The organism is Arenimonas sp., from assembly GCF_035312645.1.
Taxonomy (GTDB): Bacteria; Pseudomonadota; Gammaproteobacteria; order Xanthomonadales; family Xanthomonadaceae; genus Arenimonas.
In genome coordinates this window covers 1-14,132 of record NZ_DATGBO010000106.1, presented here as the reverse complement: position 1 = coordinate 14,132, position 14,132 = coordinate 1, and the positions used below count along the sequence as shown (strand labels likewise).

15 protein-coding genes are annotated in these 14,132 nt (G+C 63.3%); 6 read left to right on the top strand and 9 right to left on the bottom strand.

Annotated features, from left to right (window positions below; all coding sequences use genetic code 11):
- The 6 genes from VKM35_RS09965 to VKM35_RS09940 form a co-directional block, all read right to left on the bottom strand.
- Positions 1-656, bottom strand: a 656-nt coding sequence (locus VKM35_RS09965; protein WP_324320866.1) for an alanine--tRNA ligase-related protein, incomplete at its 3' end; no start/stop codon positions are given.
- Between the two features lie 147 nt (positions 657-803).
- Positions 804-1,292 carry a regulatory protein RecX gene (locus VKM35_RS09960; protein ID WP_324320865.1) on the bottom strand — a complete coding sequence of 163 codons (489 nt, stop codon included), beginning with the start codon at positions 1,290-1,292 and terminating at the stop codon, positions 804-806.
- Positions 1,292-2,332: a recombinase RecA gene (gene recA, locus VKM35_RS09955; protein WP_324320864.1), complete on the bottom strand. Its 1,041-nt coding sequence runs from the start codon at positions 2,330-2,332 to the stop codon at positions 1,292-1,294. The genes VKM35_RS09960 and recA overlap by 1 nt, the downstream gene beginning before the upstream one ends.
- Positions 2,333-2,521: 189 nt before the next feature.
- Positions 2,522-3,181, bottom strand: coding sequence for a transcriptional repressor LexA (gene lexA / locus VKM35_RS09950; RefSeq protein WP_324320863.1), 660 nt, complete (start codon positions 3,179-3,181; stop codon positions 2,522-2,524).
- An 81-nt stretch (positions 3,182-3,262) separates the two neighbouring features.
- Positions 3,263-4,183 (bottom strand): hypothetical protein, encoded by a 921-nt coding sequence (locus VKM35_RS09945; RefSeq protein WP_324320862.1) that lies wholly within the window; start codon positions 4,181-4,183, stop codon positions 3,263-3,265.
- 44 nt (positions 4,184-4,227) lie between these two features.
- Complete coding sequence (locus VKM35_RS09940; RefSeq protein ID WP_414636616.1) at positions 4,228-4,755, bottom strand: CinA family protein; 528 nt, start codon at positions 4,753-4,755, stop codon at positions 4,228-4,230.
- Between the two features lie 98 nt (positions 4,756-4,853).
- Here VKM35_RS09940 and VKM35_RS09935 point away from each other — a divergent pair, with 98 nt between their 5' ends.
- From VKM35_RS09935 to VKM35_RS09910, 6 genes are all read left to right on the top strand, one after another.
- Complete coding sequence (locus VKM35_RS09935; RefSeq protein WP_324320861.1) at positions 4,854-5,291, top strand: CopL family metal-binding regulatory protein; 438 nt, start codon at positions 4,854-4,856, stop codon at positions 5,289-5,291.
- A 138-nt stretch (positions 5,292-5,429) separates the two neighbouring features.
- Complete coding sequence (locus VKM35_RS09930; RefSeq protein ID WP_324320860.1) at positions 5,430-7,241, top strand: copper resistance system multicopper oxidase; 1,812 nt, start codon at positions 5,430-5,432, stop codon at positions 7,239-7,241.
- Positions 7,238-8,371 (top strand): copper resistance protein B, encoded by a 1,134-nt coding sequence (locus tag VKM35_RS09925; protein ID WP_324320859.1) that lies wholly within the window; start codon positions 7,238-7,240, stop codon positions 8,369-8,371. Before VKM35_RS09930 ends, VKM35_RS09925 begins: the two co-directional genes overlap by 4 nt.
- Before the next feature lie 15 nt (positions 8,372-8,386).
- Positions 8,387-9,052 (top strand): c-type cytochrome, encoded by a 666-nt coding sequence (locus VKM35_RS09920; protein WP_414636615.1) that lies wholly within the window; start codon positions 8,387-8,389, stop codon positions 9,050-9,052.
- A 104-nt stretch (positions 9,053-9,156) separates the two neighbouring features.
- Positions 9,157-11,727, top strand: a complete 2,571-nt coding sequence (gene mutS, locus VKM35_RS09915; RefSeq protein ID WP_324320858.1) for a DNA mismatch repair protein MutS — start codon at positions 9,157-9,159, stop codon at positions 11,725-11,727.
- An 87-nt stretch (positions 11,728-11,814) separates the two neighbouring features.
- Positions 11,815-12,462 (top strand): DUF937 domain-containing protein, encoded by a 648-nt coding sequence (locus VKM35_RS09910; RefSeq protein WP_324320857.1) that lies wholly within the window; start codon positions 11,815-11,817, stop codon positions 12,460-12,462.
- An 89-nt stretch (positions 12,463-12,551) separates the two neighbouring features.
- Here VKM35_RS09910 and VKM35_RS09905 read toward each other — a convergent pair whose 3' ends face one another.
- The 3 genes from VKM35_RS09905 to trmD form a co-directional block, all read right to left on the bottom strand.
- Complete coding sequence (locus tag VKM35_RS09905; protein ID WP_324320856.1) at positions 12,552-12,959, bottom strand: RNA-binding S4 domain-containing protein; 408 nt, start codon at positions 12,957-12,959, stop codon at positions 12,552-12,554.
- Between the two features lie 62 nt (positions 12,960-13,021).
- Positions 13,022-13,384, bottom strand: a complete 363-nt coding sequence (gene rplS, locus VKM35_RS09900; RefSeq protein WP_324320855.1) for a 50S ribosomal protein L19 — start codon at positions 13,382-13,384, stop codon at positions 13,022-13,024.
- Positions 13,385-13,487: 103 nt separating this feature from the next.
- The coding region (gene trmD / locus VKM35_RS09895) for a tRNA (guanosine(37)-N1)-methyltransferase TrmD (RefSeq protein ID WP_324320854.1) at positions 13,488-14,132 on the bottom strand (645 nt) is incomplete at its 5' end.

The window sequence follows — 14,132 nt, the reverse complement described above, 5'->3', positions numbered from 1 at the left end:
ATGAAGACGTTGTTCCAGATTTCGATGAAGCGATCGCCGTCTTCGTCCGGCGAGCCCGGCGGACCACCCGGAATATGCGCGCCGTGGTCGTAGAAGATTTCCGTGCACGGGCCGCAGGGGCCGGTATCAGCCATCTGCCAGAAATTGTCGGAGGCGTACGGCGCACCCTTGTTGTCGCCGATGCGGATGATGCGGTCGGCGGGCAGGCCAATCTGCGTGTGCCAGATATCGAAAGCCTCGTCGTCGGTGTGATAGATCGTGACGAGCAGCTTGTCTTTCGGCAGCTGCCAGACGCCGGTGAGCAATTCCCAGGCATAGGCGATCGCGTCTTTCTTGAAGTAATCGCCGAAACTGAAGTTGCCGAGCATCTCGAAGAAGGTGTGGTGGCGGGCGGTGTAACCGACCTGATCAAGATCGTTGTGCTTGCCGCCGGCGCGTACACAGCGCTGCGAACTCGCCGCGCGCGTGTAGCTGCGTTTTTCCGCGCCGAGGAAAACGTCCTTGAATTGCACCATGCCAGCATTGGTGAATAGCAGGGTCGGATCGTTGCCCGGCACGAGTGGGCTGGAGGGTACGATGGTGTGACCCTTGGACTGGAAGAAGTCGAGGAAATCCTTGCGGATCTGCGCACTCGAACGCGGGGCACTGGTGGTCATAAGCTCGGGCATCGGTCGTGGAGAGGGAAGCGGCGACTGAACCACACCGCCCGACCCAAAGGTGCCGGCCGGCGCTGGAGTTCTCAATCGAATCCGCAGAGTCCTAGATTATCAGGCCCGACCCGCAGTCCGGACGCGACGGATGCTTCAGCCGTCGAAATCGTCGCCGCCGTGTCCGGTCCGGACCGCGGCAAACGCCGATTTCTGATCGAACCCCCGTCGCAACAGGAAATCCACGGCCTTGCGCCGTACCGCTTGATCGGACAGATCCTTGTTGCCGTAGCGCCGGATGATGATGTCCCGGGCGCTAGCCAGCCAGTCCCGCGCGCAGGCCTCGAGCGCAGCATCGATGGCTTCGCGCGGCAGACCATGGGTGCCGAGTTCGGCACGGATACGCATGGGCCCGTACCCGGACGAGGACCGGGTACGGGCCAGCGCTTCAGCAAACCTCTCATCGTTCTGGAAGTCCTGCCTGGACAATTTGTCCAGGGCGACATCCATTTCTTCCGCGGCGACACCCTTGGCGCGCAGTTTGCGGCCCAGCTCCTTGCGCGAGTGCTCACGCCGTACCAGCAGGCCTAGCGCCCGCTGATAGGCGGTGGGCTCGACGGCGTCTTTCCCGCGCCGCCCTGCCATCAGGCCTCGACGTCTTCCGCTGCCGCCGTCGAACTGACCGCCACCACTTTCGGAGCCAGCTTGTCGCGCAGCTTGGCTTCAAGTTCGATCGCCATGCTGGGATTTTCCTTGAGGTATTGGCGGGCGTTTTCCTTGCCCTGGCCGATACGCTCGCCCATGCAGCTGTACCAAGCGCCGGATTTCTCGACCAGCTTGTTGTCCACGCCCAGATCGATCAACTCGCCTTCGCGGGACATGCCCTCGCCGTAGAGAATTTCCGTGATGACCACCTTGAACGGTGGCGCCATCTTGTTCTTGACGACCTTGATCTTGGTCTCGTTGCCGATGATCTCGTCACCTTTCTTGACCGAGCCGATGCGGCGGATATCCAGGCGCACCGAGGCATAGAACTTGAGCGCATTGCCGCCAGTGGTGGTTTCCGGATTCTGACCGGGCATCATGTTGCCGATCTTCATGCGCAACTGATTGATGAAGATGACCATGCAATTGGAGCGCTTGATGTTGCCGGTCAGCTTGCGCAGCGCCTGGCTCATCAGTCGCGCCTGCAGGCCGACCTGCATCTCACCCATCTCGCCTTCGATTTCGGCGCGAGGAGTCAGTGCGGCGACGGAGTCGACCACCACCACATCCACTGCGTTCGAGCGCACCAGCATGTCGACAATTTCCAGGGCCTGCTCGCCGGTATCGGGCTGCGAGATCAGCAGGTCATCAAGGCTCACGCCCAGCTTCTGCGCATAGCCCGGATCGAGTGCGTGCTCGGCATCGACGAAAGCGGCGGTGCCGCCGGCTTTCTGGCATTGCGCGATCACCTGCAGAGTCAGTGTGGTCTTGCCCGAGGATTCCGGGCCGTAGATCTCGATGACGCGACCCTTGGGCAGACCGCCGATACCCAGTGCGAGATCGAGCATCAGCGAGCCGGTGCCGATGACCTCGTGCGCCTCGACCGACTTGTCGCCCATCAGCATCACTGTGCCCTTGCCGAACTGTTTGTCGATCTGGGCCAGGGCGGCGGTGAGGGCACGTTTCTTGTTCTCGTCCATTGTCGAATTCCTTGGGTCGCTAATTGAAGTGATGAGCAACTGTAAATCGCGCCGGTCGCACGGACTGAGACGAGTCCGGCGAGGGCATAAGTTGGCGGATGCCGGTCGAATCGGCCAAGCGGAAATTCACCGCCATGGCTGTCCGGCGAAGCCACGCCGGGCGCGCGTCGCAATGATCGACCGCGACCGTCACCGGCTCGGCCTCACCAGGCCGCAATACAGGCCTTCGATCGCAAAATCCTGATCAGGCGAGACATCGATCGGTGCGAAATCGGGATTGCGCGGCAACAGACGAATGCCGGTCCTGGTGATCTTCAGCAGCTTGACGGTGATTTCGTCATCGATGCGCGCGATCACGATCTGACCCGACTGCGCCTGGCTGGTGCGATGCACGCCGATCAGGTCGCCGTCGAGGATGCCGTCGTCGCGCATGGAGTCGCCCTTGACCTTGAGCAGGTAATCCGGCGACGGGAAAAACAGGCTGCGATCAAGCAGCACGACCTCATCCGAACCGATATCCGCGCCGATCGGCATGCCTGCCGCCACGCGCCCCAGTACCGGCAGGCGCAGCGCATCATCGTCGTTGCGTCGCGATCGCGATGGCGGCGAAAAGTCTTCACCCTCGCCTTCCTCGACATCCACCTGCGGCAATCGAATGCCGCGCGCCTGGCCCGGAATACGGGCGATCGCTCCGGCCCGCTCGAGGATTTCCAGGTGATATTGCGCGGCGCGGACGCCGCGAAAGCCCAGCGCTTTGGCGATTTCGGTCTGCGACGGCGGCACGCCGTCGTTCTGGATACGCCGGGTGATCAGCGCGAGGATGGTTTGCTGGGTTTCGCTGAGGTCCATGGTTAGTAGTAATACTACTAACGAAATCGACTGGCAAGTCTTTTCAGCCTTTTCCTCCGACCGGTCCGGCGACGGCCCCGACTACCGCGGCAAGTCCAGCATCCCGCGCCGGTGCATCTCGCGGTGGATGATCGTGTAGCGCGGCGGCTCGTGGTGGTTTTCCGACGAATACGGTGCGGCGAAATGCCCGCCAATCAGATCGTCGCGGACGAAGAAGGCGTTGACGCCGTTGAAGTCGCAGCCGACCAGACTGTAGCCATAGCCTGCAGCGAGATTTTCGAACGCCTTCAAACTCGCGCCGTAATTCTGGCTGCCGTCCCAGACGCGATCTTTGGCGTATTCGACTTTCCAGTCGACATCCGGCGGAATTGCGGCGTTGTATTCGACCACCACAACGCGCGGACGCCGCGCCGCCAGACCTTCCCACAGGTAGTAGGTGTTCTGGTCGACATCCAGCGACAGCAGATCGAATTCCTGCGGCACGTTCATTTCATCGAGCGTGGCCGCGATGTTTTCGCGATCGACGAAACGCACTCGCCATTGCAGGCGATCACCGCGGCCGACCAGCGCCGGCGCGATGCGCTCGACGAAACTGTCGTTGCCGTCCACCCAATAGCCGCGCCAACCCTGGGCGAGCAGGAAGGCACTGTTGTTTTCGAGGCCATCGCCGACGCCGATTTCGACGAAGACGCGATCGGTGCGGCCGATACGCCGAAAGATCTCGTTGAGGATGCCGTCCTCGCCGTTCTGCGAATTCACACTCTGCCCGTAGCGCGTGAGCCGGCGCTCGTCGCTCAGGCGCGGACTCGCGGCGAGCAGGCTGTAGTAACTGTGGAAAGCGAAATTGTTGTACTGCGCGTTGCCCAGCGCGAGCAACTGCGCATTGCTTTCGCGAATGCGTTCGACTTCGGCCTTGAGCGCGAACAACTCGCGCCCGATCGGCGACCTGTTGAAAAGCCGCTGCCGAAGGCGTCGAAAGGCGAGTTTGATATTCCTGAGCAAGATTGCTGGTTCCTGGAATCTGTTGAGTTCGGAGGCGCCGGTTTTCAGGACTTGTCCGAAAGGACGAGCAGGCCTTCGAGCGCCTTGAGCACGGTCTGTCGACGCACCGCCTCGCGGTCGCCGTGGAAATGAAACACTTCTGCCAACGGATAACCACCGCGGCGTTTCCAGCCAATCCAGACCGTGCCGACCGGCTTGTCTATCGTCCCGCCGCTGGGGCCGGCGATGCCGGTCACGGCGACCGCAACGCTGGCACCGGACGTAACCAGCGCCCCCGAGACCATTTCCAGCACCGTCTCGCGGCTGACCGCGCCGAACTGCGTCAACGTTTCCGGGCGCACGCCGAGCAACGCCTGCTTGGCCTCGTAGCTGTAACAGGCCATGCCGCAATCGAACCAGTCCGAGCAACCGGGAATGTCGGTGATCATCTTGGCGATCCAGCCGCCGGTGCAGCTTTCCGCTGTGCACAGCATCTGCCGATTGGCGCGCAGCACACCGCCCACGCGTTCAGCCAGGCCATGCAGTGCGGCATCGTCGTAGGCGCTGATCGGTTCCGCGGTCGAGGTTTCCATGGCGGGTAGACTACGGGCCGCCCCGCTGCCTGTCACGATGCGATCAGATGCGTCCGGCGCAAAACCGACGGCAAACTCGCCTGTGTATAGTGACCGCCATGCCTGCCTGGTCCACCCTGCTGCGCGTTCTGTTGTGCCTGAGCCTGATCCTCGACGGGACAGCCAGCGCCGTCGCGGCCACGCAGATGCAACTCGCGCCGATCGCGCAGGCGCAGGCGATCGAGATGGATTCGGCGTCATCGGGATCGACTCTGTCGAAAGCAACGCCGCCCTGCCACGCGCAGATGGCGATGATGTCCGAACACGCAGCACCCGTCGCGATGGCCGGCCTTGATCATTCCTCTCCGTCGAAACATCCCTTGCCCGACTGCTGCAAAGCCGGGCATTGCAGCTGTGCCTGCGCGCATCAGATCCAAACCGCGCTGGCATTGATGATGATGGATGCCATTCCCGGACACGACAGGGCGGCGACCGCGATGACCAGCGGACATCCCGCGCCGCCGCTGCCGCACCTGACCCGACCTCCCATCGGCTAGCGACACCGCCGCGCCGCGTCTGCGGCGCCGTCTCCGTTGCCCGTGTTTTTAGCCCGCATTCGCTGCGGGCATCCGCGATGGCAGCACGTTCGATTCGGCGAATTCGCCGAGTCGCAAAAAAGCTCCCGGGAGCATTCCATGTCATCCGAATTTTCCGGCTTCCCGCCGGACGGCCTGTCCAGGCCATCCCGTCGTCGTTTCGTCCAGGGCCTCGCTGCCGGCGGCGCCATCGCCAGCCTCGGCCTGTGGCCGCGCGCCGTGTGGGCGCTCAAATCGCCAAATCAACCGACGCTGATCGCAGGTCGGGACTTCGATCTGCGCATCGGCGAAACCGCCGTCAACTTCACCGGCCGCGCGCGCTCGGCGATCACCGTCAACGGTTCGCTGCCGGCGCCGACGCTGCGCTGGCGGCAGGGCGACCGCGTGCAATTGCGCGTCAGCAACGCACTGCCACCAGGGTCGATCCACGGCCACGAAACCTCGATCCATTGGCACGGCATCGTGCTGCCGGCGAACATGGACGGCGTGCCCGGCATGAGCTTCAACGGCATCCATCATGGCGATACCTACCAGTACCGCTTCGACGTCCGCCAGGCCGGCACCTACTGGTATCACAGCCACTCCGGTTTCCAGGAACAGGCCGGGCTTTACGGCGCGCTGATCATCGATCCGATCGAGCCGGAACCCTTCCGCTACGACCGCGATTACGTCGTGCTGCTTTCCGACTGGACCGATCTCGACCCAGCCGCATTGTTCGCACGCCTGAAAAAAATGCCGGGCTACGACAACATCCACCAGCGCACCGTGGCCGATCTCGTCCGCGACACACGGCGCAATGGTCTCACCGCCACGCTCGCCGACCGGAAAATGTGGGGCGCGATGCGCATGACGCCCACGGATCTGTCCGACGTCGATGCCAGCACCTACACCTATCTCATCAACGGCACGACATCGCTGGGCAACTGGACCGGGTTGTTCCATTCCGGCGAAAAAATCCGCCTGCGCTTCATCAACGGCGCGTCGATGACTTATTTCGACGTGCGCATTCCCGGCCTGAAAATGACTGTGGTCGCGGTCGACGGGCAATACGTGCATCCGGTATCGGTCGACGAATTCCGCATGGCCGTGGCGGAGGTGTTCGATGTGATCGTCGAGCCATCCGGGCAGGATGCCTTCACCATCTTCGCGCAGGATATGGGCCGCACCGGCTACGTCAGCGCCACGCTGGCGACGCGCGAAGGATTGCGCGCACCGATTCCGGCACTCGATCCGCGTCCGATTCTCACCATGGCCGACATGGGCATGGCGGGGATGAGCAGCGGCCACGACATGGCGAACATGGATCGCGGCAGCCACGACATGACAGCGATGCCGGGCATGGATATGTCCGGCATGGACATGTCCAAGATGCAGCCCGACGGCGCGACGCAGGCGCATCCGCCGGGCGAAGCCTCAAATCCGCTGGTCGACATGCAGGCGATGGCGCCCATGCCGAGGCTTGATGATCCCGGCATCGGCCTGCGCGACAACGGCCGCCGCGTGCTCAGCTATTCCATGCTGAAAAGCCTGTTCGACGATCCCGACGGCCGCGATCCCGGCCGCGATGTCGAACTGCACCTCACTGGCCACATGGAGCGCTTCGCGTGGTCGTTCAACGGGGAAAAGTTCTCCGATGCCGAACCGCTTCGCTTCAACTACGGCGAGCGGCTGCGCATCATTCTGGTCAACGACACGATGATGACGCACCCGATCCACCTGCACGGCATGTGGAGCGATCTGGAGGACGCGAACGGCGATTTCCAGGTGCGCAAGCACACTATCGACATGCCGCCGGGCACCATGCGCAGCTATCGCGTGCGTGCGGATGCGCTCGGCCGCTGGGCCTATCACTGCCACCTGCTGTATCACATGGAAGCCGGAATGATGCGGGAAGTGCGGGTGGAGGAATGAACGTCTTGTCCGCCTATCTGAAAAAACACGCGGCCATGCTCGCTGCCGCGATGTCGCTGGCTTTCTGTGCGATGGCGTCGGCGCAGGAAATGGATCACTCGAAAATGCACATGCCGATGACCATGCCGATGCCGGCCAAGCCAGCTCCGGCAAAGAAACCTGCGGCAAAACCGCCAAGAACAGCTGCGGCCGCGACCACGCCGAAGCGCAGCGCGCCAGCACATGCCGTGAAAAGGACGGAGACAGCGACGACGCCGATCGACGACGGCTCCATGCCAGGCATGGATCACTCGACGATGGATCATGCCGTGATGGATCACGATGACATGACGATGCCCATGCCGATGGATCACGACGCGATGCCGGGCATGAATCACTCACAGACTCCAGCGGAAGCGACTCCCTCGAAAGCGGCTGAAAAACCGCCATCGATCCCCGCACCCACCGACGCCGACCGCGCCGCTGCGTTTCCGCAAATTGTCCATCACGCGATGAACGACGACGGCATCCACAGCTATACCTTGTTCAATCGTTTCGAAGCATGGAATGCTGACCACGGCAGTGGATTGACGTGGGAGGGCCAAGCCTGGATCGGCACCGATCTCGACAAGCTCTGGCTGCGCAGCGAAGGCGAACGCAGCGACGGCATCACTGACGTCGCGGATCTGGAAGTGTTGTACGGCCGCAGCAAATCGCGTTGGTGGGATGTACTCGCCGGCCTTCGTCACGATTTCCGGCCCGGCACTTCGCAGGATTGGCTGGCGTTCGGCGTGCAGGGCGTCGCGCCCTACAAGATCGAGGTCCGTGCCACCGCATATCTCGGGTCGTCCGGGCGAACGGCGGCGCGGATCGAAACGGAATACGAATTGCTGTTGAGCAATCGCCTGATCCTGCAACCGATGATCGAATTGAATTTCGCCGGCAGGCAGGATGCACGCCGCGGCATCGGCTCGGGTTTGAGTACTGCGGAATTCGGTCTGCGCCTGCGCTACGAAATCACCCGGCAGTTCGCACCCTATATCGGCATCGTCCGCGAGCGCGCGTTCGCAGGCACGGCAGACTTTCGGCGCGCGGCAGGAAACGACAGCAACGACACCCGCTTCGTCGTGGGCCTGCGCTTCTGGTTTTGATCAAGGAAAATCGCCATGCCCTTCATCAGCAGAAAATCCTTCTATCTCATGACGACGCTCGCCGTCGTTGCGGTACTCCTCATCGCCGGCTTCCTCTGGTCGGGCATCTACAACGTCGGGGCCGATGACCCGCATTCGCGTCCGGTGCTGGCGTTGATGCAGACCCTGCGCGAAAACTCGATCCGGGTCCGATCACAAAATCTCGCCGTGCCAAACCTCGACGATCCGGATCTGATCCTGAAAGGCGCCGGCCAATACGCGGCGATGTGTACCGGCTGCCACCTCGCACCGGGCATGGCCGATTCGGAAATCCGTCCCGGTCTCTATCCGCAGCCACCCAATCTCGCCAGGGAGAAAGTCGATGCCAGGAAAGCCTTCTGGGTGATCAAGCACGGCATCAAGATGAGCGCCATGCCCGCCTGGGGATTGAGCCACGACGACCCGACGATCTGGAGCATGGTCGCCTTCCTGCAGAAGCTGCCGATGCTCAGCCCGGCGCAGTATCGCGACATCGTCGCGAAGGCGCCGCCGGACGAGGACATGGACATGGATATGGACACGGGGCCGGGCATGAGCATGGATATGGGCGCCGGTCATCGCGATTCCAGCGATGCCGTCGCCATGCCCCAGGAAGGGGCCAAGAATGCGGACGCCACGAGCGTTCCCGCGAAGGGAAAGTAGCAGCCAATCCGCGGCCGATAACCCGCGCCTCCGCCCATTCCCCTACACTTGCGTCCCGAACGCGGCCTCCCCCGCCGCGCCTCCGAACGCACCCACGACAATTCATGAGCAGCGACCCGACGCTCCAGCACACACCCTTGATGCGGCAATTTTTCGCAGCCAAGGCGGAACATCCAGACATCCTGCTGTTGTTCCGCATGGGCGACTTCTACGAATTGTTCTACGACGATGCGCGCAAAGCGGCGCGACTGCTCGACATCACGCTGACCCAGCGTGGTAATTCCGCTGGCCAGCCGATCGCGATGGCCGGCGTGCCGGTGCATTCGATCGAAGGCTATCTCGCGCGGCTCGTGGCATTGGGCGAATCGGTGGCGATCTGCGAACAGATCGGCGATCCAGCACTCGCCAAAGGTCTGGTCGAGCGCAAGGTGGTGCGCATCGTCACGCCGGGTACGGTGACCGATGAAGCCCTGCTCGATGAGCGTCGCGATACCTTGCTGCTTTCGATCGCACGTGGCCGGCAGGGTTTTGGTTTGGCCTGGGCGGATCTGTCGGCCGGGCGTTTCCTGGTCAGCGAAGTCGCCAGCGAAGACGCGCTCACCGCGGAACTGGCGCGTCTCGCGCCGGCAGAAGTTCTCGTCGCCGATGAGGACGGTTGGCCCGCCGCCGTGCTCGCGGCAACTGGTTTGCGCCGACGCGCGAGCTGGTATTTCGATGCGGAAACCTGCCGCCGGCAATTGCTGAAATTCTTCGCACTGCACGACCTCACCGGTTTCGGTCTCGAAGACAAACCGCTGGCCGTCGCCGCCGCCGGCGCGCTGCTCGGCTATGTCGAGGAGACGCAGAAACAACGCCTGCCGCACCTGACCGCGATCACGCTGGAATCGGCCGACGACGCCATCGCCTTGAACGCGGCGACGCGCCGTCATCTCGAACTCGATGCCCGCGTCGACGGACGCAGCGAACACACCCTGCTCGGCGTGCTCGACAGCACCATCAGCCCGATGGGTGGACGCCTGCTGCGACGCTGGTTGAATCGTCCTCTGCGCGATCGCCATGTTCTTGGCGAACGTCATCATGCCGTGCAGGCTTTGATCGACAGCCGCGGCGAGCATTCGCTGCGGGAAAGTTTCCGCGGCATCGGCGATCTCGAGCGCATCCTCACGCGCGTCGCGCTGCGTTCGGCGCGACCGCGCGACTTGTCAACGCTTCGCGACGGTCTGCGCGCACTGCCGGCACTGCGCGAACAATTGTCGCCGCTCGATTCGCCGCGACTGATCGGCTTGTCGCGTTCGCTGGGCGAGCACGGCGACACAGCGACATTGCTGGCGCAAGCGATCAACGAACATCCACCCGTGCTGCTGCGCGATGGCGGCGTCATTGCCGGCGGTTTCGATGCCGAACTCGATGAATTGCGCGAGCTTTCCACCAACGCCGACCAGTTCCTGATCGACCTGGAAGCACGCGAGAAAGCCAGCACCGGCATCGCCACGCTCAAGGTCGGCTACAACCGCGTGCATGGCTACTACATAGAAATCAGCAAGGGCCAGGCCGAACGTGCGCCGACGCATTACACGCGCCGGCAGACGCTGACCGGCGCCGAGCGTTACATCACCGAAGAACTAAAATCGTTCGAGGACAAGGTGCTGTCGGCGCGCGAACGCTCGTTGACACGCGAGCGGCTGCTCTACGAACAATTGCTCGATGCATTGAACATGCGTCTGGAATCGCTCAAGCAATGCGCGCTGGCGCTGTCCGAACTCGACGTTCTGGCGGGTTTCGCCGAACGCGCGCAGGCGCTGGACTGGGCCTGTCCGATTTTGGGCGATGCACCCGGCATCCGCATCGAACGCGGTCGGCATCCGGTAGTGGAAGCAGTGCGCAACGAGCCGTTCGAGCCCAACGACCTCATGCTCGATCCCGATCGCCGCATGCTGGTGATCACCGGCCCGAACATGGGCGGCAAGTCGACCTACATGCGCCAGAACGCACTGATCGTGCTGCTCGCGCATATCGGCAGTTTCGTGCCGGCCGCGAGTGCGCAGATCGGCCCGATCGATCGCATCCTCACGCGCATCGGCGCCGGCGACGATCTCGCACGCGGCCAATCGACCTTCATGGTCGAAATGGCTGAGACCAGCTACATCCTGCATCACGCCAGCGAACATTCGCTGGTGCTGATGGACGAAATCGGCCGCGGCACCTCGACCTACGACGGCCTCGCACTCGCCGAAGCCTGCGCCCGCCATCTCGCCGATCAAAATCGCGCCTACACCTTGTTCGCGACGCATTATTTCGAGCTCACCGCGCTCGCCGAACCGGGCAGCGGCATCGCCAACGTGCACCTGGATGCGATCGAGCACGGCGACAAACTCGTGTTCATGCACGCGGTGAAAGATGGCCCGGCCAATCGCAGCTTCGGCTTGCAGGTGGCCGCGCTCGCCGGCCTGCCCAAGCGCGTGGTCGCGCAGGCGCGCAAGACGTTGATCGAACTCGAGCGTCGCGGCGAGGCGCATGCACCAGCGATGACACCCGCGGCGCTGGATCAGCCGCAGCAATTCGGCCTGTTCGCCACGCCTTCGCCGGCCCTGGAAGCGCTCGCGGCGATCGAGCCCGACGAGCTCACGCCGAAGCAGGCGCTGGAAGCTCTTTACCGGCTCAAATCCCAGCTCTGAGCGCCTGTCCCGGCGCCCATCGGCAGTCATTCGCAGGCCGCGACGGCCATGCTACCGTGACCTCCCCAACCAACCCGGGAGCGAGTCATGAGCGGCGACGATTTGATCAGTCAGGTGCTGGGTGCGATCGGCCCGAATGCAGTGCAATCGATAGCCGGCCAGATCGGCGCGTCGCCGGATCAGACAGCGAATGCAGTGCAGATGGCGCTGCCGATGATCCTTGGCGCACTGGGCAAGAACGCCGGTGAACCGGGTGGCGCGGAAGCGATTCACACAGCAGTGCAGAACGATCATAGCGGCCTCGATATCGGCAGCGTGCTCAGCAGCGTGCTTGGCGGTGGCGGCAATGGCGCCGCGATCCTCGGCCATGTGCTCGGCGCGCGCCAGGACACTGCGGCTTCGGGCGTCAGCCAGGCTTCCGGCCTTGGCCAGGGCCAGGCGATGCAGCTGATGGCGATGCTCGCGCCACTGGTGATGGCCTACCTGGGCAATCGCACACAGCAGGGCGGACTCAGCGCGCAAGGCCTCGGTGGCCTGCTCGGCCAACAGCATCAGCAGATGACCAGCGGCGGCGGCATTGGCAGCACCATCCTCAACGCCGTACTCGACAAGAACGGCGACGGCAACGTGGACTTCTCCGACATCCTCGCTGCAGCGCAGGGTTCATCTTCGCAACCGCAGCAGCAAGGTGGCGGTATCGGCGGCCTGCTCGGATCGATCTTCGGCAAGAGCTGAGCTCGGCAACTTTCCGTAGGAGCGATGGAAATCGCGACATGGTTGTCGCGATGTCGCGATTGCCATCGCTCCTACACACGCACCTACCATCACAACGCGTCGAGATCACCCAGCGCCTGGATCAAGCGGCGCGCGCGTTTGTCGGGCTTCGATGCAGGCGCGCGATAGCCCGCGGTTTCCAGGCGGCGTTTTTCCCGCTCGGCGTTGCGCCGGGCGATGGATTCTTCCGATTCGCTGTAAAGCGTCTGCGCCACTTTGGCGGAACCGCGCTTGCTGCTCAGCGCCAGGATGTCGATTTCAAACAGCTCGTCACCGCGTCGCACGTGCAATCGTTCGCCGATACGCACGCCGCGCGAAGCCTTGACGGCCTGGCCATCGATCTCGACGCGCGAGGCTTCGATCGCCTGCTTGGCCAGCGAGCGCGTCTTGTAAAAGCGCGCCGCCCACAGCCAGAGGTCGAGGCGGACAGGTTCGAGATTGGGCTCGGTATGTTTCATGGCCGGAAAGCAAAACGGCCACCCGATTGCGGGTGGCCGTTTTGTTCGATCCCTGGGGCGACTCAGCTGGCCGAGCGGGCCGCCAGGTCTTCCTTGATGCGGGCTTTCTTGCCTTCCAGATCACGCAGGTAGTACAGCTTGCCGGCGCGAACCTTGCCGCGACGCTTCACCGACACGGAGTCGATGATCGTGCTGTGGGTCTGGAAAACGCGCTCGACGCCGAAGCCGTGCGAGATCTTGCGAACGGTGAAGGCCGAGTTCAGGCCGGCGTTCTTGATCGCGATGACCACGCCTTCATAGGCCTGGACGCGCTCGCGATTGCCTTCCTTGACCTTGACGTTGACGACGACCGTGTCGCCCGGGCCGAAATCCGGAAACTGGCGGGTGATCTGTTCGGCTTCGAATTGCTGGAGGAGCTTGTTCATGGTTGCACCGGTTCTGATCGTTTGATCTGTAGTTCTTGGGACCGTCGCCGATGGTGGTCACGACGGTAAGCCGCGCATTATAAACAGCGAAGCTGCTGATTGGCTAGGGGTTTTCGGCTTTTCTTGCCTGGGCCTGCCATTCCGCCTGGAATTCGGCCAGCAACTCGGCGTCGCGCTTGTCCAGCACCCGCCCCTGCAGCAGGTCCGGGCGGCGCAGCCAGGTCCGTCCCAGACTTTGCTGACGGCGCCAACGGGCGATTTTGGCGTGGTCACCGGACAGCAGCACCGCCGGCACGCCCTCGGTGCCCAGGCTGTCGGAGCGGGTGTAATGCGGGCAATCGAGCAGGCCGTCCTCGAAACTGTCCTGCGCCGCCGACTCGGCATCATTGAGCGCGCCTTCCTGCAGGCGCCCGACCGCATCGATCACCACCGCCGCTGCGAGTTCGCCGCCGGACAGCACGTAATCACCGATCGACAATTCCTCGTCGATTTCGCGCGCGATGAAGCGTTCGTCCAAGCCCTCGTAACGTCCGCAGACGAGGATGAAGCGCGGCATCGCCGCCAGCTCGCGTGCTTTCGCCTGCGTCAGTGGCGCGCCCTGCGGGCTGAGATAAATCACTCGCGCCGGCTCCGGCGCGGCAGCGCGCGCGGCGTTGAGACAGGCGGTCAGCGGCTCGGGCAGCATCACCATGCCGGGACCACCGCCGAACGGCCGGTCATCGACGCGGCGATAATTGTCGAAAGCGTA